Genomic DNA, 22649 nt, shown 5'->3' with positions numbered 1-22649 from the left:
TCTAATAAAGTTCTAGTTCTATTTAACATACTTCTGATATGACGCTCTCATCCGGCTCAGATTTGCCTCTATATAGGCAGGGCTCAGTCTGTCTCGGTTGAAATAGACTTGATCCACGTTATGGGCCAAAGAGGGCGTGATTGCAACACCACTGGTTAGTTGGTTATGGGTTTCACCGACTAGCGTTTCTACCCCGTAAGCAAACTGCTCAGTACCCCGCACCTGACCAAACCGTGTAGGCTTCATATCTTGACGGAAGGTTAAGGGAACGATGACTTCTAAACCAGCAATTTTCTGGGTGGTATCACGGAAGAAAAGGCGTACCTCAGTGTCACCAAACCAGTGCTTGGATACCAATTTATAACCCTTATCTCCTTCCCAAAACTGACCAGCAGTGATCTCTCCCGCCCAATCCCAATCAGCTTTGAAGTAGCGATAAGAACCCAGTACAGGTTTAGCTGTGTCATGGCTCTTATCATTTTCAAACCAAGCACTCTCAAATTTCAAACGGTGTACACCTAGCTCCGACTCCCACCGAGTTTCGTTCTGCACGCCGTCATAGTCAGATAGCATGCGACCAGCTGAAAATTTGGTAAATAGATCTGCAGGTAACCAGAATGCTTGATGGACTAGAACCCGATCTACTTCGCTGTGATAACGATTATTAGCCCAAATCTTACCATCATTAAAATCATCGCTATTACTCAGCGGTAGAAAGTGGCGAACATCAAACATAGCCCCTTGCCACATGGGCAGTTGCAAATTGCTGCTGAGCGCCAATGAGTAATCAAATACCCCATACTCTGTCGCCACATTGGATCGAATGGCCGGAGCCAGGATCAAACGTGGTTTAAAGGTACTGCTAGTCTGTACACTCTGCTTATCCAACTTGGCTAATTTAGCCGCTAAATTTCGGGTAGAAGTTGCAAAAAAGGCATCTTTTTCACCACAGGTGCCTGAATCTTGTAGGTAAGCCTGAGTGCAGGCCAGTGAGCTATTGACCGCCAGCACAGGAAGTTTTTGATTGAGCAAGATGAGTTCTAAATCACTACTGACTGCTGGCGCATGATCAGCGATAATTCCAAGTGCCACCCCCAGGCCATCCAGCTCATTCCAGTTGTAACGGTTATTTTCCAAAGCCACGACTAGTTGTTTATCGATTACAGCCGCCTTGATGTTTTCAAAGCCCGCCTGCGACAGTAGGGCTATTAACAAATCAACGCCATCACTCTTCTCTTCAGCTGAGGATCCCTCTTTCTCCGTGGGCGCCGATGTCGAGACGGCAGTCACCGTAGCCGTTGATTGGCTGTCCTCCTGCTGGCTGACGCTTGCTAAACTAGCCCGCGCATCAGCAATGTCATCAGCGGTAAAACCACTTTGGGTAGTATAACGAGCCGAGTCAGTTCCAAGAGCCATGGGTAACTTGACACCTACCCCCCACCACTGCTCTTTTTCCGCCCTATCTTCTTGCTGATATGCCTGCCAGGATGCGTAAAGTTGCCAGCCCTGAGGCAGCCAGGCATGGGGAGTATAGAGCTTGGCACCCGCATTGATTGAATTGGCATCATATTCACTCACCAACTGCAACCACTCCCAGGGTTGCCACTCTACCCCACCAAATAGACCATCCAGTTGACCAAGCTGGCTTTCAGAACTACCCAGCCCGGCCGACAATCGCAATTGCCACCACTCTTTACTCATTACGGCATAATAGGCCCGAAAGAAATTGGCAGCCCCCCCCAGATCCCTGGCGCCCACAGCGGCATCGAACCACTCGACAGGAATAAAAGGGAGTTGATACTTAGCCGATGCAGAGAGATCTCGAATACCGCACCCTTCTACATAACAATTAGAGTTGTTATCTTGCGTGGCTATACGTCCTACTACTTCCAGACCCGGGAATAACCCAAAGGTAGGCATATAGTTATAGCCATCAATGTAACGCCGCTTAAACTCGACTGGATTGCTAAGTCCAAACTGGAATTGACCAAAATCTGCTACCTCAGCATTGGGTGCCTTGAATAAGCCTGAGTAAGGTTCCTGGGCCAAAGAGTGTTGTAGTTGGCTTGCAACACTGGAATGACTAACTAAACCAAACCAGATCGCCATGCTAAGGTGATGAATGCGCAAAAGAGTCCCTCCGAATGCATAAAAACAAGGCAGCCTAGGCTGCCTTGTGATTTATCAATAACGATTATAGAGCGAGTTAGTTACCAGTACCGCCGCCGGCACCAGTCCCACCAGTCCCACCAGTCCCACCAGTTGCAGCGGTGACAGTAACGCTGGAAGTCTTGCTCGCTGTGGCACCCTTATTATCGGTAACAGTCAGCTTGACGCTATAAGTACCAGCTGAAGCATAAGTATGAGAAATAGTCTTACCGGTACCGGTCGCCTTATCACCAAAGCTCCATGAATAGCTGGCAACAGAGCCATCGCTATCGGTAGATGCACTAGCATCAAAGCTCGCCACTAACTCCTTGGCACTGTAGCTGAAAGCAGCAACAGGAGGCAGGTTAGTGCTATCAATGGTCTTCACCGTTGAACTAACCTCGGTTCCTTTCACATCTACTGTAATATAGATGGTAGAGAGATCGGTACCAACAGGAAGAGCCGCAATTTGTGTGTCAACTTCGTCACTTATCAGCTCAACTTGCTTGGTAAATGTGTTGGCAACATCACCACCACTAAGTAATTTACCAAAATCATTTACATTCTTCGGCCAAATATTGGAAGTGGCCAAAGCAGTTGCCTTGATCAGGACGTCAGCATCCTTGGTGTAATCGCCAGTTACCTGAGCAGCAGTGATCCCCAGCATTTTAGCTACAGTATCAACGGCCGCTTGATAATCTTGCGGATTAGACGTAGTAGTCATAAACATGGCTACCAGGGTAGTAAAGGGGGAAATTACTAAATCCCCACTAAGATCGGGAATAGAACGCAAAAACACGCCAGGAAATTTGGTCTTGGTGTGAGTATCGATGGTATCGGCATTACCTGTGATTTCGACAAAACACTGCGGTACGGTCACAGATATCGGTTTAGTAATAGTTGCTTTACCATTAGCGTTGGTTAGAGCCGCATACTGCGCAGTCCCGCATTTAGCAGTGGCATTGGCATTCTGCAAATAGCCATCAATGGCTGTCACAGCAAAAGTATCGTTAGAAGCAGGTGGGACATAATTATTACTACTACCACCACCGCACGCAGCCAAACCGAGTGAAACGCTTACTGCAACAACTAATGCTTTGATCTTCATTACAAATCCCTCATTTTTTAGTCTTGACTGGTCTATCCCGGCAGCCACTGCATCCAGGCAGGTCAGAGTACTATAGCGAAACATCGGCACTAAGTGTAACCAAACGAGTCAATAATTCAAAAGCCTAGCGCACATTTCGGCTAAATATGCTCAACCTATACTTTACTCTCGCCGTTTCTGGCATGCTCTTTTATGATAGCCAAGCCATAGTCAAAGAGGCACGAAGACAGTACCACCTCTCATTTATCCAAGCCAGGATGTATTAATGCGCATTTCAATTGCAGGGAAAATCTGCTTTGTCCTTCTGATGATTTTCTCATCCGTCCTGCTTGGCGTCACAACCTATCAGGCCCGGCTAGAACACGGCATGGTATTACGCCTGGGGTGGGAAGAGGCCCGTCACATGCTACTCGCAACGCTAGCAAAACAGAGTATTGATCGCTTGGCACACGAGCAGGCCAGCCCCAGTAACGCAACGGAGACACTGAGCTCAGGAACAGCCACCATAACCAGTCAGGTCACATATCCCCCTCTCTTAACAGCGCGGTCTGCTCATGATACAGCGGAGCAAAAATCCTGGGCGGGCAAGAGGGTAGAAAACCTAGTGAAGCAGGGTAAAGAGACCCAGCTGATCTTAGTGAGCCCTTTCTATCTCAGTGCTACCAAAGCGAGTTATCAGCTTGAAGCTCCGACGCCAGCGGATGAACCCGCAGGTATAGTCCGCGTCACCTACTCACTCACCCAGGCCCTGAATGACGTCGAACAACATCTGCTGATTACGGCGTTACTACTCTGCCTCTTCTTCGGCGCTGGTTTGTTGTTGGCTCTGTATATCATTCGCCGCCAGATAGTCGCCCCCCTAACCCGCCTCTCCCTGGCCATGGAGCGCGCCGCTGATTTGGGCGATCTCTCTACTCGCATGGTGGTTGAGCGCAACGATGAACTGGGCCAGCTGAGTGAAAATTTCAATCATCTAATGAAGAGTCTGGAGGAGCGGAGCGCTACCCAGCACAAGAGTGACCCCCGCTAGTCTGGCTCCCAACCTTTTTACCATGACACCGGGTTCCGGTCGTTTTTTTGCCGGACGCCCCCATTTGCGAGCTCATCGTGGTTTCCCCCCAGAATTGGGCCCATCTTTTGCTTGAGTCCTGATTCTGGACGGGTAAGATTATGCGATTAAAAAACTGGGCTCTATGTCCGGTCGACTTTAGCTGGAGAACCAAATTTAAATGACGCATGCATCCGTAGCTGATGTGCTCAAGGGCAAGTATGCCGTTGGCACCAGTCTGACAGTAAAGGGCTGGATCCGTACCCGCCGTGACTCTAAAGCCGGGATCTCTTTTCTGGCCATCCATGACGGCTCCTGTTTCAACCCGGTCCAGGCTGTCGTGCCCAATGAGCTGGATAATTACGAAGCGGACGTGCTGCGTCTGACCACAGGCTGTTCGGTCGAAGTAACGGGCAGTGTGGCGGCATCCCAAGGTTCAGGGCAATCTTTCGAACTGCAAGCCAGTGCCGTTAAGGTGATCGGCTGGGTAGATGACCCAGATACTTACCCCATGGCTGCCAAGCGCCACTCCATCGAGTTTTTGCGTGAACAGGCCCACCTTCGCCCTCGCACCAACCTGATGGGAGCCGTGACGCGGGTGCGTAACTGTCTGGCCCAGGCCATTCACCGTTTCTTTCATGAGCAAGGTTTTGCCTGGGTTTCCACGCCTATTATTACCGCGTCTGATTGTGAAGGCGCCGGTGAGATGTTCCGGGTCTCGACCCTGGATATGGAAAACCTGCCTCGCAACGATAAAGGCGGCATCGACTATAGTCAGGACTTCTTCGGTAAAGAAGCCTTCTTGACGGTCTCGGGCCAGCTCAACGCCGAAACCTATGCCTGTGCCCTCTCCAAGGTCTACACCTTCGGTCCCACCTTCCGGGCCGAAAACTCCAATACCAGCCGCCATCTGGCCGAGTTCTGGATGGTCGAACCTGAGGTGGCCTTCGCCGATCTGGCTGACAATGCCCGACTAGCCGAGCAGTTGCTGAAGTATGTATTCCAAGCGGTACTGGATGAACGCCGTGACGATCTGGAGTTTTTTGCCGAGCGGATCGACAAAGAAGCTATCCATCGTCTGGAGCACTTCGTCAGCTCAGACTTTGCCCAAGTCGATTACACCGATGCCATCACCATATTGGAAAACTGCGGTAAGACCTTCGAGTACCCCGTATCCTGGGGCATTGACCTCTCCTCCGAGCACGAGCGTTACCTGGCGGAAGAGCACTTCAAGGCACCCGTGGTAGTCAAAAACTACCCCAAGGATATCAAAGCCTTCTACATGCGCCTCAATGATGACGGCAAGACTGTGGCGGCCATGGATGTCCTGGCCCCCGGCATAGGCGAAATCATTGGTGGCTCCCAGCGTGAAGAGCGGCTGGACGTGCTGGATGCCCGTCTGGCCGAGATGGACCTCAACAAGGAAGATTACTGGTGGTACCGGGATCTGCGTCGCTACGGCTCAGTCCCCCATGCCGGTTTTGGTCTGGGCTTCGAGCGCTTGGTGGTCTACGTCACCGGCATGGCTAACGTCCGCGACGTTATCCCCTTCCCCCGGACACCGCGCACTGCCGAGTTCTAAGCGGCAGCACAGTTGCCCATCACGAAAAAAAGCCAGCATCTGCTGGCTTTTTTTTCCTCTCGGTGGTGAGTCAGCCTGGCGGATGGTCAATAGCGAGCTACTGGTTGGATACCACTGCACGATCCAGCAGATAGCTCATGGTGGCCATCATTCCCAACGCCACCGCGATCAAGGCAATGCCGATCCCTTCGGCTAGCGAGGGGGTATCCCCTAATTGAAGCCAGGCACACAACAAGGCCACGGCAGGGATCGCCAACACATTGAGCCCGGCCGTCCCCGCCGAGAAGCGCGATAACAGGTGCAGCCAAACCAGCCACCCTAATCCGGCTGCGATGCAACCGTTAAATATCAGCACCAGCCAGAAAGTGGCGTGCCAATTCACCGCTGGTTGCTCCACCGCAAACAAAAAGAGATAGAGCGGCACCAACCCCAGCAACAGCTGCCAAAATGTCAGATTAAGGGTGTCCACCTGATGCCGCCCCCGTAACCGCTTAGCAATAATGGCCGATATGGCCCAACAGATACCGGCACCTATGGCCAACAGCTCCCCCACCCAGCTCCCGCCAAGCCAAGGCTCCAGCACACACATTAGCCCCACGAAGGCCAACGACACAGCTGCCCACTGTTGTGGCCTAAGCTGTTCTCGGAGGAAAATGCGCGCCAGCAGCAGGGTCCAAAATGGCATGGTATAGCAAAGGATAGTGACCTTGCCTGTGCCTGCGTTCAGCAGGGCCCAGGTAGAGAGCAAGGTAAATCCAGTCGTTTGAGTCAAACCAAGCCAGAGGGTTGGCCACAGCGGGGGGGGCCGCAGAGAGCCACGCCGCCACAGCAGCAAGAGCCCGAGCGTCAACACAGCGAAACTCAATCGGTATGCAGCCATCTGCAGCGGGGTAGCAAATGCCAGGCCCACTTTACTCGCCACCCAGCTGTATCCCCACACCAGCCAGAGACCAAGGAGCAACACTATATCGCTGAAGGTTTGCTTACTGCTCATCAAGCCAAAGGCTCCAGATTTGAGGTGGCGGTCAAAATGCCTGTTAATGACAAGGGGATCAAGCTGCATTCCGCATAATTGAGTGCTATTAGTTCTATAGAAATTAGCGATTATAACTATCGATTACAAAAAGAGAGATTAAGCGCCTAAATTTCCTAGAGATCAGTGGTCGCTAGCCCGTTATTCCCTCTAGCTTAAGATTGAGTTAAGCCTCCCCCCCTAGAATGATCAGAGTCCCCTAATATGCCCTCATCGGAGAGTTCTGTGTCTGTAAGGCCCCATCCATCCCGTTTTAATTTTCTCTGTTGGCTCGGATGCAGCTACCTGGCATTTGCCCTGCTCAGTCGGCTCGGCTTGATGGTCATGAGTTGGTCTCAGGGTGAGCTCAATCTCCTCGATCTCCTCTATGCCTTCGGCATGGGGACCCTGTTTGATATTGCGGCTCTAAGCTATCTGCTGATCCCCTTTACTCTCTGGCTAGCCTTGACCCCCATGAGCTGGCGAACTCATCGCCTCTGGCGTTATGCCGCCCTCCTGATGCAGAGCCTGGTGGCGTTTTCCCTCTTGCTACAACTGGTATGCGAATGGGTGTTCTGGGCAGAATTCTCCAGTCGCTTTAACTTCATTGCCGTCGACTACCTGGTCTACACCAATGAGGTGATAGGTAACATCAAGCAATCGTATCCAGTGGTGCTCTGGCTCTCCTACTGCGCTCTGCTGGCTCTGCTCTGGGTGGCCGTGACTAACGTTCTGGCAGGCAAAGGCCGTTGGCCCCAACTTCAGGGCCAGCAGCGCTGGCCTGTGCTGATGGTGGTCACCCTACTCTGTACCCTGGTCTCACTGGGCCTGCAAGATGGCGATCGTCAGCTGCGCAAGAATCAATATGCCAATGAGCTGGCCGGGGATGGTCTATTCAGCCTGTTTGCGGCATTCCGGAATAATCAGCTCGATTATCAACGCTTCTATACCACAATGCCGCTGGAACAAGCGGCCGCTATCGTCAAGCAACAGCTCGCCACCCCCGATGCGACCTTCCTCAGTAATGACCCCTTCGACATGCGCCGGAATATTCATCACACCGGCCCGGAAAAACGGTTGAATGTGGTGTTAATTACGGTTGAAAGCCTGTCGGCAAATTACCTCGGCGTATTGGGTAATCAGGAGTCGTTGACCCCTGAGCTGGATCGCCTTGCCGGCCAAGGCATGCTCTTCACCAACCTCTATGCGACTGGCAACCGGACCGTGCGCGGGCTGGAGGCCTTATCACTCGCCGTGCCACCGACACCGGGGCAATCCATAGTGCGTCGGCCGCATAATGACAATCTCTTCACCCTAGGGAGTGTATTCCGGGAGAAGGGCTACCAGACCCATTTCCTCTATGGCGGCTATGGCACCTTCGACAACATGAATGGCTACTTTGAGGGTAACCACTATCAGGTCATGGATCGCCTGGCGCTGAAGAAAGAGCAAATTACCCAAGAAAATGTCTGGGGCGTCGCCGATGAAGACCTCTACAACATGGCGCTGCGCGAATTCGACAGCGAAGCCCGTGCCGGGAAGCCCTTCTTCGCTCATCTGATGACCACCAGCAATCATAGACCCTACAGCTTCCCCGACCAGCGGATTGACTTACCCCAGGGCCAGCGCAACAGTGCGGTCAAGTACACAGACTGGGCCATAGGCCATTTCCTGCGCGAAGCTCAACACAAGCCCTGGGCTCGCGATACGCTGTTTGTGATTGTCGCCGATCACTGCGCCTCCAGCGCAGGAAAAACCTCACTCCCACTGAGCGGCTATCAGATCCCGATGATCATCTGGTCACCCGCCCACATTCAACCGCAAAAAGTGGCACGTCTGGTAAGCCAGATGGATGTGGCCCCCACCCTGCTGGGGCTGCTGAACTTCAACTATGAGTCTCAATTCTTGGGGCAGGATGTGTTCGCCACGGCAAAAGGGCCACAACGTGCCTTTATTGCCACCTATCAGGCCATGGGCTATCTCAAGGAGGGTTATCTGAGTGTGATCACCCCGTTGAAGGCACCGCAGACCAGCCAGGTCGGGCCGATAACCGGAAGCTCGCAACAACATGAGCAAGAAGCCATTGCCTGGTATGAGTATGCCAGCACGGCCTTCAGCCGCGGCTGGATGAAGCAGGCTCAGGATTCTGGGCTAGCCAACCCACAACCGGCTGATGACAACAAGCTGGCGGCTACGCTCAAGCACCCTGCCGACGCGCCAGCCACACCTTGATAGCCTGAATGGAGTCAGGGGTAAACTCCTGTTGCCGAGCCAAAACCTCGGCAACAGGCATCCTCAGGACATATTCAACTTCCTCGGCTTGCAGCGCCAGTTCCCCGTCATATTGGCAACTGTAGAGCCCGCCCCAGACACGACAACGCTCCTCTTCATGGTAAAACGTTCCCCACGTCGTCAGGGGGACATTCCGGATCCCCATCTCCTCATCCAGCTCGCGCAATGCCGAGGGCCCATACGCCTCATCACGTTGCACCACACCGCCACAGCAGGCATCCAGCATACCAGGGCAATAATCCTTACTCAGGGTCCGCCGCTGGATATAAAGATGACCGATTGCATCTTCGATCACTATATAGGTGGCGCGATGACGCAACCCTTCCCGGCGCATACGTGAACGGGGCACCGCCTCGATCACCCTATCCTCGGCATCCACCCAATCAACCCACTCTTCTTGCATCATGCTCTCCCCGCTCTGCTCTGTACTGTCGGTGCGCCACAGGCGACTCCCCATGTCGGGGCGTCCATGCTACCCTGCAGGGCCGGATCACTCTATCTCATTACCCACTCTTACCCCATGTTGTCAGCTCATCGCGTCCAACCATCCCCCATCATCCGCCCCATAGTGGAAACCGATTGGCTCGCCATTCTGGCCCTGCAAGCCGAGGCTTATCACGCCCTGGAGCCAGAGAGTGAGCAGGTACTGCGCTCCAAGTTGCAACTCGGACCTCATACCTGTTTAGTGGCATGCGATAGCGAGCAGGTACTTGGTTACTGTCTGGCTCACCCCTGGTGTAAGTGCGACCCGGCCGGGCTCTATCAGTGCTATTCCACTACGGCAGGTCAGGACACCCTCTATATTCACGACATGGTGGTTGCTCCCAAAGCCAGAGGGCGTGGCATTGCGGAGCAGTTCCTCCGCCAGGTAGAGCAGCATGCCTCGGCTCTTCAAGCCGAACAGTTGAGTCTGGTCGCCGTACAAGGTGCGGAGCGCTACTGGGCTCGCCATGGCTTTATGCCAAGCCGCACCAGCAAAAACCTGCATGAATATGGCAGGCAGGCTATCTATATGCGGCGGGTACTGCAGGCTAACCACACAGACTGACTCAGGCCCATTAACCCTGGGGGGATCCTGATAGCAGCGCCAACTTTTGCGCTTCGCGCTCGGCACGCTTCTGGGCTCGTCGTTTTTGGAAGAAGGCGGAGAGTTGCTGGCTACACTCCTCGGCCAGCACCCCAGCGGTGACGGCTATCTGGTGGTTATGACGGGGATCATTGAGCAGGGGAAATACCGAACGCACGGCGCCTGTCTTGAGATCGCAGGCCCCATAGACGAGACGGGAGATGCGGCCATGCACCAAGGCTCCGGCACACATGGCGCAGGGTTCGAGCGTGACATACAGGGTCGTGTTCACCAACCGATAGTTCTGCAGCCGCTCACCGGCCTGACGTAGCACCATGATCTCGGCATGAGCAGTGGGATCGTGATGGCAGACACTGATGTTCCACCCCTCAGCCACTATCTGTTCATCTTGCACCAACACGGCACCAACGGGTACCTCCCCCAGCGCCTCGGCTCGCGCCGCGAGCCCCATGGCATACCGCATCCACTTCACATCGGCTTCTTCATGTATCTCTTGCATACGCCCTCCCGCTTGGCCGCCATTATGCCTAACTCGCCTTTGTCTGCCTATGCGCCAAAAACTAAAAGGGAAGGCATCAGCCTTCCCTTGGGAGTATTTTTACTGCTTTGTCGCGGCTCGCTTACTTGGCGAGTAGCTCCAGATCCTTGGCAATCACAGATGCCGGCAAGGGGATGTAGCCATCCTTCTCGACTATCTCCTGACCGCTCTTGGAGAGCACCATCTTGATAAACTCAAGCTGCATCGGCTCCAATGGCTTGTTTGGCTGCTTGTTTACATAGACAAACAGGTAGCGCGACAGAGGATAAGTACCCTTGATGGCGTTCTCCTCGGTCGGCTCAACAAAGGTCTTGCCACCGTCTTTGGAGAGCGGCAGAGCACGCACACCCGAAGTCTTGTAACCGATACCTGAATAGCCGATACCATTCAGCGAGGCGCTGACGGACTGCACCACAGAGGCGGAGCCAGGCTGTTCGTTCACGGTATTCTTGAAGTCACCCTTACACAGGGCATGCTCCTTGAAGTAACCGTAAGTACCGGATACCGAGTTACGACCGAACAGTTGCACATCCTTGGACGCCCAATCACCGGTCAGCCCCAGGTCGCCCCAGGTGCTGGTATTGATGGAGCCGCCACACTTCATGGTGCTGGAGAAGGTCTCGTCCAGCTGCAGCATGGTCATGCCCTTCAGCGGGTTATCCTTGTGTACGAAGACGGCCAGGGCGTCGATAGCCACCGGAATAGCGGTTGGCTTGTAACCGTAGCGCTTCTCGAAGGCTTCAATTTCACCTTCTTTCATCTTACGGCTCATAGGGCCAAGTTGCGAGGTGCCTTCGGTCAGAGCTGGAGGGGCAGTAGAAGAGCCAGCCGCTTGAATTTGGATATTTACGTTAGGGTAAACATGCTTAAACTCTTCAGCCCACAGGGTCATCATGTTGGCCAGAGTATCGGAACCAACGGAAGAGAGGTTCCCGGAGATACCAGATACCTTTTGATATTCGGCGATATTAGCATCGACTGCTGCCCAGCTATTGGCTGACAACACGGCAGCCGCAAAACCAACGGCGCTAACCAACTTGTTGAATTTCATTCACTTTCTCCACTAGAACGGAATGTCCTTGTTGTTGACCCGGCAAGTATTACCCGTCGACATGACAAATTTACTAAAATTAAATGACAGTTACATGACAGCGCGACTGTGTTTTTCCCTTGGCACTCAAAGAAAAACGGCGGCCTTGGCCACCGCACCTCCTAGAGTAACCTCCCAGTCGTTATCCCGCGCGCACCACCAAGCGGGCAGGTATGACAAAGCTAAAGCAGCTCCCCTTGCCCAACTCACTCTCCACCTCAAGTTGCGTATCGTGGTGACTGAGCGCATGTTTGACGATAGCCAGACCCAATCCAGCGCCACCCGTCTGGCGGGAGCGCGCGCGATCCACCCGATAAAAGCGCTCGGTCAGCTTGCCCAAATGCTCCTTGGCAATCCCTTCCCCCTCATCGGTGACCGCAAAACGCGCCTTGGCACCGACCCGGTACCACTCGATGCGGATAGTTTTACCTGGCGGGGTATACTTGATGGCGTTGTTGACCAGGTTGGTCAAGGCACTGCGCAACTGCTCGCCATCACCATGGATCTTGAGAGTCGGATCGACGCGGAACTCAAACCTATGTGCCGCATCGCCACTCAAGGCGCGAGCCTCCTGCTCCAACAGCGTCAGCATGGTTGGCACCTCCACGACCCGATTCAGATCGATATCCGGTGCCGCCTCAATACGCGACAACACCAACAGCTGGTTAACCAGGGTATCCATGCGCAGCGTTTGCTCCAGCATCACCCGGTGCATTTTGCTCCACATGACCTCGCTCGGGGCATCCTCAACCATCTCCAGATAGCCCTTGAGTACGGTCAAGGGGGTACGTAACTCGTGAGAGACATTGGCCACGAAATTCTTACGCATCGCATCCAGGCTCTTGAGATGCGTCACATCCCGCACCACCATCATGGATTGATCCTCGGTGTAGGGCATGATGCGAAACTCCAGTATCCGCTCCTCGTTGACTGGCGAGGCAATTTCCAACGGCTCGGCAAACTGCTTGCCCTTCAAATAGGCGACAAAGAGCGGACTCCGGATCAGGTTGCTGATATTTTGTCCGGCATCGTCAGGCCAGCGAAAACCCAATAGCTGCCCGGCCAGACGATTACACCACACGATACTGCCATCATTACGGCAGACCACAGCCGCATCGGGTAGGGCCTCAGCCCCCTCACGAAAGCGCCGGATCACACTGGCCAACTCCCGTCGCCGGACGCGATGACGCTGCTGCAGACGGTAGATGCCATTGAAGATGTACTCCCAGGTGCCAGGCCCCTGCGGCGGTACCAGGCTGCGATCTTTCCACAGCCAGTCCGCTAATTTTTTTTGGTAATAGTAGAGCCAGATCAGATGCAGCAGGGTCGCCACCAGCAAGCAGGCAGCCCAACGGCCACTGATCAGCCCGAGCAGCAGGAAGGGGGGATAAATGACATACAGACTCTTCCTGATGAGTCGGCCCCAGGAATAGGGTTCCAGCATGTTACTCCTCAGACGCGAGTGGAAAAGCGATAACCTGCTCCGCGCACAGTCTGGATCAGGGCATCATGCCCGGCTCCAGCCACCGCCTTGCGTAGGCGACGAATATGGACGTCTACGGTGCGATCTTCAACATAAACATTGGTACCCCAGACATTATTCAGCAACTGTTCACGGCTGTAGACCCGCTCTGGGTGAGTCATGAAAAAATGCAGCAGACGAAATTCGGTCGGGCCCATATCCAGCGGTTGATCCTCAACCGTCACTCGATGAGAAACCGGATCCAGCTTCAAACCCTGGATTTCAATCACCTCCTCGGTGGAGGTCGGCACCGCACGGCGGATCACCGCTTTGAGCCGCGCCGTCAGCTCCTTGGGGGAGAAAGGCTTGGTGATGTAGTCGTCCGCGCCGGCCTCCAGGCCACGCACCTTATCCTCTTCCTCACCACGCGCCGTCAACATTATGATGGGGATCTGCCGGGTCAACTCATCCTGCTTGAGCTGTTTGATGAACTGAATACCCGTACCGCCCGGTAGCATCCAGTCCAACAGGATCAGGTCAGGAAAGGGTTCGCATACCTTGGCCAACCCTTGGTCGAAATCGGCGGCCTCTATCGGCTCAAAGCCCTTCTGCTCCAACACAAAACACAACATTTCGCGGATGGGCGTTTCATCCTCGACCACCAGTACTCTTCTTGACATGGTTGCTAAATCCTTTAAAGACGCTCCGTGTGCTCACTAGCGCCATTATTAGACGGTTTCATGACACTTTTATGATAATGCATTATTTCCTTCACAATCAGGGCACTATCACGCGACTCTCGCCCCCGCCCAACGCCTCGACCCGGATCTGTACGCCAATGCGCTCCACCATGGTTTGAACGTGGGAGATGACACCGATCTGCCGCCCAGCCGCCTGCAACGAGTCCAGACAGGCGATGGCCGTATCCAGGCTATCCGGATCCAACGAGCCAAAGCCCTCATCGATAAACAGTGACTCGACCTGAGTCTGCTTGCTGGAGAGCGAGGCCAATGCCAGCGCCAGCGCCAGGGAGACCAGAAAGCTTTCGCCCCCGGAGAGGGACTCTACCGCCCGCACCTCATCCCCCATATCACGATCCACTACCTGCAACGCCAGATCGGTAGCCGGCACCCGCTCCAACTGATAACGCGGCGCCAGCTCGGCCAGATGTTCATTGGCCACCAGCAACAGACGCTCCAGGGTCAAACTCTGGGCAAAGGTGCGGAACTTGGTGCCGGTGGCCGAACCGATAAGCTCGGCCAAGGCCCCCCACTTATCCGCCTCGGCCTGTTGTTTCAGTAACTCGCTCTGCAGTGTCGCCAGCTGTTTATCCTGCTCCTCGGCCACAATCAATTGCCGCCGCCACTCAAAGATCTGCGGCTCCAACAGCCCTAGCTCCTGCTCACAGGCCGTTGGCCACTCGGCCGTTATACCACTCTCATCTCGGGCGGCCAGGGGGAAGGCCTGCAACGCCTGGAGCTGGTACTCCACTTGCTGGGTCATGGCCTGCTCTCGCTCGCCAAGCCGGGTTTTGCTCTGACTCAGCGCCTCTTCCAGCCCATGCAGCCGCGTCCGCTCCGTCCGCACCCACTCCACTGAGAGGCCCAATAGCCGCTGCAACTCATATTCAGGGATCGCCAACGCCTGTTCATGGCGCAACCAACTGCGCAGCGCTTCGCGCCGTTGGCCCTGAACCTGTTGCTGACGTTGCCGCAGGCTCTCCAGCGAGGCGCCGGCGCTGGCTTTTTGCTCACTACTCTGCTGGCGCTGACGCTGACTCAGTGCCAGCGCATCACGCAACTGCTCCAGTTTTTGCTGCCACTCCTGCTCCACCTCCGCCACGGCACGCCCGGCCAGACACTGCTCGCGCTTGAGGCGCAAGGTGCTGCACTGCTGCTGTAACTGACTGGTCTGTAACTCCCGCTGCTGCCATTGCCGCACTTGCGTTTCCAACTGCGCCTGCCAGGCAGAGAGTTCAGGCTGAGCCTGATGCCAGGCCTGCTCCAGACGTTGCCACGCCTCTTCATGCTGTAAATAGTGTTGGCACTGCTGTTGCCACTGCGTCAAAGCCTCTTCATCGTTAGCCAGCTCCAGCAAACCACGCCACTCTGCCTGCCCCAACTGCTCGCCCAGACTCTGTTCACTCAGTTGTAAGCGCTCGCTCAGATGCGAGATCTGCTGCTCCAGACTCTGCTGCGTGGTCTGCAACTGGGTTTGCTGCAACAGAAGATCCTGCAGATGTCTGTCGGCCCCCTGGCTTTGCAGTTGCAAGGCTTCCACTTGCTGACGCAAGGTCGCGACTTGCCCCTGTAGCTGCTGTTGTCGCTCCCACTCCTCATGCAGCAAGAACCACTGCTGCTGACTCTCCTGCTGCTGAGCGCTCAACGTAGCCAAAAGGGAAAGCCACTCGGCCGCCGCCCCTGGCCACTCGGGCAGACGGCTTTCCCATCCTTCACGCCCGGCTTGCCACTGCAGTGCCAGATGGGCAAAGCGCTCATCCAAATGCGCCAACTGCTGCTGTTGCCGCAACTCGGCCTCACCCAGTTGCTGCTCTTGCACCTGACACTGAGTCAGCGCCTGCTGCCGCTGTTCATAGTGCTCCTGCAAGAAGTGCTGCTGCGCCATCAGCCGCGACACCACCCCCTCGGATTGTGGCTGCTGGTTGGCCCAGGGATGGTGCTCCGAACCACACAGCGGGCAGGCATCCCCCGCCACCAACTGCTCTCGATACTCCTGCAGGCTCTGGCGGGCATGGGTCTGCTGCAGCTCATGGGCCGAAAGCGCCAGCTGCTCACGCAGTTTCTCCAGCTCAGGCTGCCACTCCTGTGCTTGCTGACGTAGCTCGACTCGACGCTGGCTTAACAGCTGTAGCTGTTGCTGCTGCTCATGCTGGTGCCGCTCCAGCAACCCAGCCTGCTCGGCTAGCTCCCGCAGCTGACGCCAACGTTCCACCAAGCCTTGGGCCTGCTGCAGCCGTTGTTGACGCTCCGCCAATTCGGTTAGCGGGTGTTCCGACTCTAACTGCCGCAACTGCTCGACGCGCAACGCCAACTGTTGCCGAGACTCGAGGCTGCCCAGCTCCAGACGCTGGTGAAGCAGCTGTTTATCCTCTTGCTGTGTCTGGATCTGGCGCAGCTCCAGGCGCCACTGCTGTAAACGCCGCCTGTCTTGTAACGCCTCACGCATGGCATTAAACAGGGGTTGCCACTTATGGGCGACCCGGCCTATGGCCGGATGTCGATCCAGCCACTGCTTCAACTCGCCTTTGTGTCGCAGCCGCTCTTGCTGCTTACTCTCGCCCTCTTCCAGGGCCTGGCGTAAGAGCTGGATCTGGCGCTGCAACTCATGTTGCTCGGCGTCCAACTCGCGCCACTGCCGCTCCTTCTGTTGCAGCAGACCATCCAGCTCACGGGCCTCACTCAGCTCGGGTTGCCGCACCCGGATCTCCTGCTCCTGACGCAGCAGCAGTTGCTGTTGAGTATCCAGTTGCTGGCTCCAGTGCTGATCGGCCTGTTGCGCCTCATCCAGCCGACTCTGCAGCAGCGCCATCTCCTGCTCCAATTGATTGAGCTCAAGCTGGGTTCGCGCCAGCTCATCAAACACCGGTCTGGCTACCTGCACCTTCTCCAGCTGCAGCACCTGCTGGCGTGCCTCCTGTTCGCTCTGCCACTGCAGCTCCCGCTCATTGAGATCCTGGCGCGCATCGTGCAACAACAGGGCCAGCTCATGCTCCCGGCTCTGCAGACTCTGCCATTGCCGCCACTGCTCCAGCCACTGCTTGAGGGCCAGCACCCGGGCCTGGGCCATGCCCAGTTCGGCTTGCAGCGCTTGCCGTGCCGCCTCATCCAGCGGCGTCACTCCCTGCAACCGCTCCTGCAGCGACGCCAGCCGCTGCTGCTCCTGCTTGCCTCGCTCGAAGGCGGCAATCGATAGCTCGGAGTAGAGCTCGGTTCCTGTCATGCGCTCCAGCAGGGCCGAGCGATTATCCATACTGGCCTTGAGAAAGGCGGCAAACTCCCCCTGGGGCAGGATCACGGCCCGGCGAAATTGCTCCCAGTTGAGCCCAATCAGCTGATCGATCAGCTCCTGAATATCGCGCTTGTTACCGGTATGCTGTTGCTGGCTGGTAAGACAGGTGAGCGTGCGCTCCTGTTTCTGATACTTGCCATCGGTGCGTTGTCGCGCCCGGCGCACCTGCCAGCGGGCGCGCCACTGCTGACCATCGGCGGCCAGAAAGTCCACTTCGGCAAAGCCACTGGCCTGGCCGCGGCTCAATACATGGCGCACATCGTTGGCCTTCAGGCGATCCACCTCATCGGCCCGACCTATCTCGGCCTGCTGCTTCTTGTTGGCCGGGAAACGCGCCATCTGATCAAACAGGGCCAGACAGATGGCATCCAGCAAGGTGCTCTTCCCCGCCCCCGTGTTGCCTGTGATGGCAAAAAGGCCGGCGTTGCCCAAGGTCCCTTGGCTAAAATCGATCGCAAATGGACGCGTGAGGCTGGCCAGATTCTCACCCCGAATTGCCAGAATTCTCATGCCTCGCCCTCCTGCCGTTGCGTCACTAATTCGTTAAACGCCAGCTCAAGCTCCTGGCTGGGCTCAGAGGCATGCTGCCGGGCATAGCAGAGCCGGAAGACCTGCTCCGGCGTGAGTTCATCCAGTTGGCGATGGGCCTGGCTATCCGCCATGGCCTGCCCATGGCCTGTGTATTGGGTGCTGATCCGGGCCAGCCGCAGTGGCTTGTCGGCTAACGCCGCCAGGATCTTCTCCCGCACCCTGGCTTCGGGTTTATCCAGCAGCAAACGCACCTCCAGATACGGGCGCTGCGCTGTGGGCCGCTCAGGCAAACTCAGGGCATGCAGTTGGGCAACCACCTCATCCAGCGGGGCGGCCTCGGCGGGCAGCCGCAGCATATCCACCACCCGAGGCACTGCATGTCGCGCCAGGAGCGTCACCTCGGCGCCTTGCAGTGCTAACTCCAGAACCTGGTGATGGTAATCAGCCTCGGCCAGTGACAAAGGCAGGGGTGAACCCGAGTAGTGAATATGCTGAGCCGGGCTCTGGGCCAGATGCAAATGCCCCAGCGCCACGTGATCGGCGCCGGTGAAGATATCCAGCGGCAGGGCATGTTGATTGCCGCCAAGCACCTTGCGCTCCGAGAGTTGGGATAACTCCCCCTTGACCAGGTAGGCATGGCCCAGCGCTATCACCGCCTGCTCAGGTGTGCGTCTGGCCTCTATGGCCGCCAGAACCTCACGATAAAGAGCTCGCACCCCGGCCACCAAGCGATCCCCCTCCTCGTCTTGCTCCTCCCAGCGCAGATCGGCACTGCGCAGGTAGGGCACGGCCGCACACCAGGCCTGGATGGTGCCTTGTTTGTCTTTCAACGGCACAATCAACCGCTCCACATCCAGGGCGCCATCGGCATGCCGGGAGATAGCCCCCACCAGATGCAGCTCAAACGCCTTGAGCAGTTCATGAGGGGCATCCAGCTTGGAGGGTGAATCGTGGTTGCCCCCGATCACCACCACATTCAGGTGGGGCACCTCAGCGCGCAGCCGAGCGAGAAAACGGTAAAACAGTTGCCAGCTGGCTGCCGAGGGATTGGCGGTATCGAATACGTCCCCGGCCACCAGCAAGCCATCGATCTGACGCACCCGAATGAGTTCACTCAACCAATCGAGGAAACAACCCTGCTCGAAACTTCGATCATGGCCATGCAGATGATGGCCAAGATGCCAATCCGCGGTATGCAGCAGTCTCATAATGTGTCCGTCTTTGTGGAAGGCTCGGCCTGCGAGGGCGCAGACCTGTAGCAACATGGAGTTTTTTGCCTAGTTTTTCAAGGCTTACGATACTCCATCAGGTATTCATCGCAGCCGGTTTGCGCCTCTTTGAGTTCACGCACCGGGCGAAAACCATGTTTTTGATAGAAGCGAACCGCTTCGTCATTGCGGATACAAACGTGCAGATAGAGAAAGAGGTGATTCTGCTGAGCCAGCCCCATCAGCATGGAGCCGATACCCGCGCCCTGGAACTCAGGATGCACATAGAGCGCCAGCAGCTCCTCATCCTTGATCGCCATGAAACCCACCACTGAGTGCTCATTGAGGGAGGAGGTGTCCGCCACCGGCGAACGCTCAATCTCAAAAGCCAGGGGTTCAACCACCCAGATTTCCGCCCCATCCTGCAGACGGCGGCGCATCGCCTCCTGCCGCGGCCACCACATGGCGGCAGGCAGAAGATCATGGGCATGCAGAGTCGCTTGCATCCATATCTCCAGCAGGCGCGGCATGTCCTCATCGACGCAGGGGCGGATCAACATGGTGGTTCTCCTCGTGGCTTAGGCCAAGTATAAAACTCGTCCACGCGCACCGATGGCCCTAGCCCGGAGCCTGTGAGCCATCTCAGTCTTTTTTCGGTGGAAATGCCGTGAGGGTCACAAAGCTGATAGACTGCTGCCATTTTTCGCCGATCACCGAGGTCTGCATGTGGTTTAAGAATCTGCAACTCTACCGTTTCACTCGTCCCTTTGAGCACAGTGCCGATGCGCTGGAGAAGATGCTCGAAACCGTGCTGTTCACCCCCTGTGGCAGCCAGGATATGAGCAAATTTGGCTGGGTCTCGCCGCTGGGCAAGGGCACGGAAGCCCTGGTGCATGAGGCAGCAGGACAGCTGCTGCTCTGTGCCCGCAAGGAAGATAAGATGCTGCCGAGCAGCGTGGTCAAGGACATGCTGGAGGAGAAGGTGGAAGCCCTCGAAGCCGAGCAGGGCCGCGCGCTGAAGAAGAAGGAGAAGGAGGCGTTAAAGGATGAGATCTTGATGACCCTGCTGCCGCGCGCCTTCACCCGCCACAGCCAGACCTTCTTGTGGATCAACCCGGCCGATGGCTATATCGCCGTCGATGCGGGCTCAGTGAAGAAGGCCGACGATGTGCTGGCGCTGCTGCGCAAGTGTACCGGCTCCCTGCCCGTGGTGCCGGTGGCGCTGAAGAATCCGCCCGAGATCACCATGACCGAATGGCTAAACGGCACCACGCCGCCGGCCGGTTTCACCCTGGGTGACGAGGTGGAGCTGCGCAGTGCCCTGGAGCATGGCGGCATCATCCGCGCCAAGGAGCAGGATCTGCTAAGCGAAGAGATGAGGGCGCACCTGCTGGCCGACAAGCTGGTGACCAAGCTGGCGCTGGAGTGGGCTGAGACGGTGAGCTTTGTGCTGGGCGATGATATGGGCATCAAGCGGCTGAAATTCAGCGAAGAGCTGCGTGAGCAGAACGACGATGTGGTCTCCGAAGAGCGCGCCGCCCGCCTGGACGCCGACTTCGCCCTGATGACCGGCGAGCTGGCCCGCTTTATCCCGGATCTGATCGCCGCCTTAGGTGGCGAGAACGAGCAATAAGCCCGACTCGATATCCGCTATTACACCCTTCGCCGGGAGTCCTGCTCCCGGCGAAATTTTTGGTTCAAAGAAAGCACCCGCCTGTAGGTTGGGCTGAGTTGAGCGAAGCCCAACAATTACCGAGCACGAACGCTGAACCTATAGGAGCAAGCTAAGCTCGTCATAAGCATGCCGCGTACGCTTTGGAGTGACCTCAGACTTCGTTTGCCCCAAGCCTAACCCTCAGTTCACTCCGAACTCAATTATCCGTTCACCCTGAGCTTGTCGAAGGGGCGTCAATCTCGATCTGCCGAGTTGATTTTATTGGGCCATTTCCAAGCCGATAATTGAATATGTCGTTGAGATAAGGACCGTAGGGGCGATTAGCGAAGCGTAATCGCCCGCATGGCAATTTTTCGATGCATCATATCAATGAGCGATCGATCAACATAAACTGCCTGAGTTCTCGCTCTTGTCTCATGACATACAAGATGAAAACCGTGTCGTTTTCAAACTTATAAAATATGCGACATGGGTTCAGGATGATTTCCCGATAATGGAGATGCTCTATTTCAGGTGGTTTTCGACCAGACTCGGGGTGTCCGGATAGACGCTCAACAGTGGTAAAAACTGCATCAACCAGTTTTTTTGCTGCGGGTAGATTGCTGATGGCTATGTATTCGGCTATTTGATTCAAATCAACCAGGGCATTTTCAGTCCAGATCACTTCAGCCATTTTTGCATTTTCTCTTTGGCGTCAGAGTGAGAAAAAGTTTTTCCTTCCCGAATATCCGTTTCACCTTTAGCCAGACCTTCCAGGATCTGCATGCGTTGTTGCATCAGCTCATAGTCAGCAACATCAACGAGATAAGCGGAAGGAAGACCATGCTCAGTGATCAGTATAGGCTCTTTGTTTTCATGTAAATCTGCAAGGATCTTGGTCGCTTGCCGTTTCAGTGAGGTAACGAGTTCGACTCTCATAACAGGCTCTCTGGGATAGTGAGTGCCACTATAGTAGCACTCACTATCCCGTGGCGAAAGTTGATTTAATCACCTACGGAGCTGTGCCGCTCAATACGGTGGACGGAATGCATCGAGCAGGCGTACTGCCGACATCGCCCTGATGACCGGCAAACTCGCCCGCTTTATCCCGGATCTTATCGCCGCCCTAGGTGGCGAGAACGAGCAATAAGGCCACGCCACACCGCCGGGAGGACAACTTCCGGTGGTTCCCCCCGCCCTAGCCCGCTATTCATCAATGATCGTAGTACCGCACTGCTCGCAGATCAGATGGCGGTTAAAATCATCCATCGCCGCCAGAAAGGTTCCCACACACCAGCTTTTGATGAAGCCGGCGATGAACTCTTTTATTTTCCGATGCTTTGAATTTTCAAATGAGCTTTTCTTGCGGATCAGCAATAAAATATGCGTTGTTTCTTTGCGACAGTTTTTACAAAAATGAACTTCAGTTTGTGTAGACATCAGGGTTATCCAACCGAGTGACAATCAATTTATAGGGCCGTAGGGGCGATTAGCGAAGCGTAATCGCCCGCATGTTAAGCATAAGGTTGCTGGCGAATAAACTCGTCGCCACACCAATGTGTTGGATATATTCCATCAGCAACATACCGCTGAAAGGAAGAATAAGGCCAATCTTTGACGTTGGACACCAGACCATGTTTTAGCGGATTGATATGAATATAATCCAGATGGCGCTGGTAATCGGCTTTTTACTCTCTGATAGTTGGCCATATCTATTTCCGATTTTCGGGTTGGCTACTCCATGCGTTCGATTACGCTTCGCTAATCACCTACGAAGTTAGCGGCTAAGCTCCCGCAACCGCGCTAAATAGGGCATAACAAATTCAGTGAGCTTTGTTGCTGCGGTAAGCCACCGCATAT

The 22649-nt window shown here is 55.5% G+C and carries 19 protein-coding genes; 5 read left to right on the top strand and 14 right to left on the bottom strand.

Annotation, left to right across the window (positions count from 1 at the left end):
- Nucleotides 1-18 precede the first annotated feature (18 nt).
- Nucleotides 19-2109: a YjbH domain-containing protein gene (locus tag ACZYTD_RS08660; protein ID WP_463891297.1), complete on the bottom strand. Its 2091-nt coding sequence runs from the start codon at nt 2107-2109 to the stop codon at nt 19-21.
- 97 nt (nt 2110-2206) lie between these two features.
- Nucleotides 2207-3256 (bottom strand): PKD domain-containing protein, encoded by a 1050-nt coding sequence (locus ACZYTD_RS08655; protein ID WP_463891295.1) that lies wholly within the window; start codon nt 3254-3256, stop codon nt 2207-2209.
- A gap of 637 nt (nt 3257-3893) precedes the next feature.
- Between ACZYTD_RS08655 and ACZYTD_RS08650 the strand changes: the two genes are divergently transcribed.
- Nucleotides 3894-4286, top strand: coding sequence for a HAMP domain-containing protein (locus ACZYTD_RS08650; protein WP_463891293.1), 393 nt, complete (start codon nt 3894-3896; stop codon nt 4284-4286).
- Between the two features lie 199 nt (nt 4287-4485).
- Nucleotides 4486-5886 carry an asparagine--tRNA ligase gene (asnS, locus tag ACZYTD_RS08645; protein WP_463891291.1) on the top strand — a complete coding sequence of 467 codons (1401 nt, stop codon included), beginning with the start codon at nt 4486-4488 and terminating at the stop codon, nt 5884-5886.
- Nucleotides 5887-5983: 97 nt separating this feature from the next.
- On the opposite strand, the gene ACZYTD_RS08640 is transcribed toward asnS, so the two are convergent.
- Nucleotides 5984-6880 (bottom strand): DMT family transporter, encoded by an 897-nt coding sequence (locus tag ACZYTD_RS08640; protein WP_463891289.1) that lies wholly within the window; start codon nt 6878-6880, stop codon nt 5984-5986.
- 264 nt (nt 6881-7144) lie between these two features.
- Here ACZYTD_RS08640 and ACZYTD_RS08635 point away from each other — a divergent pair, with 264 nt between their 5' ends.
- Nucleotides 7145-9130 carry an LTA synthase family protein gene (locus ACZYTD_RS08635; protein WP_463891287.1) on the top strand — a complete coding sequence of 662 codons (1986 nt, stop codon included), beginning with the start codon at nt 7145-7147 and terminating at the stop codon, nt 9128-9130.
- Here ACZYTD_RS08635 and yfcD read toward each other — a convergent pair.
- Nucleotides 9096-9596 (bottom strand): NUDIX hydrolase YfcD, encoded by a 501-nt coding sequence (yfcD, locus tag ACZYTD_RS08630; RefSeq protein WP_463891519.1) that lies wholly within the window; start codon nt 9594-9596, stop codon nt 9096-9098. The genes ACZYTD_RS08635 and yfcD overlap by 35 nt on opposite strands.
- Before the next feature lie 63 nt (nt 9597-9659).
- Between yfcD and ACZYTD_RS08625 the strand changes: the two genes are divergently transcribed.
- On the top strand, nt 9660-10238 hold the full coding sequence (locus ACZYTD_RS08625) for a GNAT family N-acetyltransferase (RefSeq protein WP_463891286.1): 579 nt from the start codon (nt 9660-9662) through the stop codon (nt 10236-10238).
- A 10-nt stretch (nt 10239-10248) separates the two neighbouring features.
- On the opposite strand, the gene tadA is transcribed toward ACZYTD_RS08625, so the two are convergent.
- The 7 genes from tadA to ACZYTD_RS08590 all read right to left on the bottom strand — a co-directional run bounded on the left by tadA (nt 10249) and on the right by ACZYTD_RS08590 (nt 19695).
- Nucleotides 10249-10776 (bottom strand): tRNA adenosine(34) deaminase TadA, encoded by a 528-nt coding sequence (tadA, locus tag ACZYTD_RS08620; RefSeq protein ID WP_463891284.1) that lies wholly within the window; start codon nt 10774-10776, stop codon nt 10249-10251.
- Between the two features lie 121 nt (nt 10777-10897).
- Entirely contained in the window at nt 10898-11866 is a 969-nt protein-coding gene (locus ACZYTD_RS08615) for a PstS family phosphate ABC transporter substrate-binding protein (protein WP_463891282.1), read from the bottom strand.
- Nucleotides 11867-12047: 181 nt separating this feature from the next.
- The gene (gene phoR / locus ACZYTD_RS08610; protein WP_463891281.1) at nt 12048-13349 is read right to left on the bottom strand and encodes a phosphate regulon sensor histidine kinase PhoR; all 1302 of its coding nucleotides are present in this window, start codon (nt 13347-13349) and stop codon (nt 12048-12050) included.
- A gap of 8 nt (nt 13350-13357) precedes the next feature.
- On the bottom strand, nt 13358-14047 hold the full coding sequence (phoB, locus tag ACZYTD_RS08605) for a phosphate regulon transcriptional regulator PhoB (protein WP_463891279.1): 690 nt from the start codon (nt 14045-14047) through the stop codon (nt 13358-13360).
- Nucleotides 14048-14144: 97 nt separating this feature from the next.
- Nucleotides 14145-17906, bottom strand: a complete 3762-nt coding sequence (locus tag ACZYTD_RS08600; protein WP_463891278.1) for an AAA family ATPase — start codon at nt 17904-17906, stop codon at nt 14145-14147.
- A complete protein-coding gene (locus tag ACZYTD_RS08595; protein WP_463891277.1) occupies nt 17903-19135 on the bottom strand; it encodes an exonuclease SbcCD subunit D C-terminal domain-containing protein in 1233 nt (410 codons plus the stop codon). Before ACZYTD_RS08595 ends, ACZYTD_RS08600 begins: the two co-directional genes overlap by 4 nt.
- Before the next feature lie 77 nt (nt 19136-19212).
- Nucleotides 19213-19695 (bottom strand): GNAT family N-acetyltransferase, encoded by a 483-nt coding sequence (locus tag ACZYTD_RS08590; RefSeq protein WP_463891276.1) that lies wholly within the window; start codon nt 19693-19695, stop codon nt 19213-19215.
- Between the two features lie 164 nt (nt 19696-19859).
- Between ACZYTD_RS08590 and rdgC the strand changes: the two genes are divergently transcribed.
- Nucleotides 19860-20768 carry a recombination-associated protein RdgC gene (gene rdgC, locus ACZYTD_RS08585; protein ID WP_463891274.1) on the top strand — a complete coding sequence of 303 codons (909 nt, stop codon included), beginning with the start codon at nt 19860-19862 and terminating at the stop codon, nt 20766-20768.
- A 403-nt stretch (nt 20769-21171) separates the two neighbouring features.
- On the opposite strand, the gene ACZYTD_RS08580 is transcribed toward rdgC, so the two are convergent.
- The 3 genes from ACZYTD_RS08580 to ACZYTD_RS08570 form a co-directional block, all read right to left on the bottom strand.
- On the bottom strand, nt 21172-21483 hold the full coding sequence (locus ACZYTD_RS08580) for a type II toxin-antitoxin system RelE/ParE family toxin (protein ID WP_463891273.1): 312 nt from the start codon (nt 21481-21483) through the stop codon (nt 21172-21174).
- Entirely contained in the window at nt 21471-21728 is a 258-nt protein-coding gene (locus tag ACZYTD_RS08575) for a type II toxin-antitoxin system Phd/YefM family antitoxin (protein ID WP_463891271.1), read from the bottom strand. Before ACZYTD_RS08575 ends, ACZYTD_RS08580 begins: the two co-directional genes overlap by 13 nt.
- 267 nt (nt 21729-21995) lie before the next feature.
- The gene (locus ACZYTD_RS08570) at nt 21996-22229 is read right to left on the bottom strand and encodes a hypothetical protein (protein ID WP_463891270.1); all 234 of its coding nucleotides are present in this window, start codon (nt 22227-22229) and stop codon (nt 21996-21998) included.
- Between the last annotated feature and the right edge of the window lie 420 nt (nt 22230-22649).

Source organism: Pseudaeromonas sp. HNCC25DJ180, from assembly GCF_055413345.1.
The sequence above is the reverse complement of the archived record's forward strand: the minus strand, read 5'-3'. Positions and strand labels throughout refer to the sequence as shown.

Excerpts from the sequence above, each read along its gene's own strand:
- ACZYTD_RS08660 (WP_463891297.1), bottom strand. The coding sequence starts at position 2,109 with ATGGCGATCTGGTTTGGTTTAGTTAGTCATTCCAGTGTTGCAAGCCAA.
- ACZYTD_RS08655 (WP_463891295.1), bottom strand. The coding sequence starts at position 3,256 with ATGAAGATCAAAGCATTAGTTGTTGCAGTAAGCGTTTCACTCGGTTTG.
- asnS (WP_463891291.1), top strand. The coding sequence starts at position 4,486 with ATGACGCATGCATCCGTAGCTGATGTGCTCAAGGGCAAGTATGCCGTT.
- ACZYTD_RS08640 (WP_463891289.1), bottom strand. The coding sequence starts at position 6,880 with ATGAGCAGTAAGCAAACCTTCAGCGATATAGTGTTGCTCCTTGGTCTC.
- yfcD (WP_463891519.1), bottom strand. The coding sequence starts at position 9,596 with ATGATGCAAGAAGAGTGGGTTGATTGGGTGGATGCCGAGGATAGGGTG.
- ACZYTD_RS08625 (WP_463891286.1), top strand. The coding sequence starts at position 9,660 with ATGCTACCCTGCAGGGCCGGATCACTCTATCTCATTACCCACTCTTAC.
- tadA (WP_463891284.1), bottom strand. The coding sequence starts at position 10,776 with ATGCAAGAGATACATGAAGAAGCCGATGTGAAGTGGATGCGGTATGCC.
- ACZYTD_RS08615 (WP_463891282.1), bottom strand. The coding sequence starts at position 11,866 with ATGAAATTCAACAAGTTGGTTAGCGCCGTTGGTTTTGCGGCTGCCGTG.
- phoR (WP_463891281.1), bottom strand. The coding sequence starts at position 13,349 with ATGCTGGAACCCTATTCCTGGGGCCGACTCATCAGGAAGAGTCTGTAT.
- phoB (WP_463891279.1), bottom strand. The coding sequence starts at position 14,047 with ATGTCAAGAAGAGTACTGGTGGTCGAGGATGAAACGCCCATCCGCGAA.
- ACZYTD_RS08600 (WP_463891278.1), bottom strand. The coding sequence starts at position 17,906 with ATGAGAATTCTGGCAATTCGGGGTGAGAATCTGGCCAGCCTCACGCGT.
- ACZYTD_RS08595 (WP_463891277.1), bottom strand. The coding sequence starts at position 19,135 with ATGAGACTGCTGCATACCGCGGATTGGCATCTTGGCCATCATCTGCAT.
- ACZYTD_RS08590 (WP_463891276.1), bottom strand. The coding sequence starts at position 19,695 with ATGTTGATCCGCCCCTGCGTCGATGAGGACATGCCGCGCCTGCTGGAG.
- rdgC (WP_463891274.1), top strand. The coding sequence starts at position 19,860 with ATGTGGTTTAAGAATCTGCAACTCTACCGTTTCACTCGTCCCTTTGAG.
- ACZYTD_RS08580 (WP_463891273.1), bottom strand. The coding sequence starts at position 21,483 with ATGGCTGAAGTGATCTGGACTGAAAATGCCCTGGTTGATTTGAATCAA.
- ACZYTD_RS08575 (WP_463891271.1), bottom strand. The coding sequence starts at position 21,728 with ATGAGAGTCGAACTCGTTACCTCACTGAAACGGCAAGCGACCAAGATC.
- ACZYTD_RS08570 (WP_463891270.1), bottom strand. The coding sequence starts at position 22,229 with ATGTCTACACAAACTGAAGTTCATTTTTGTAAAAACTGTCGCAAAGAA.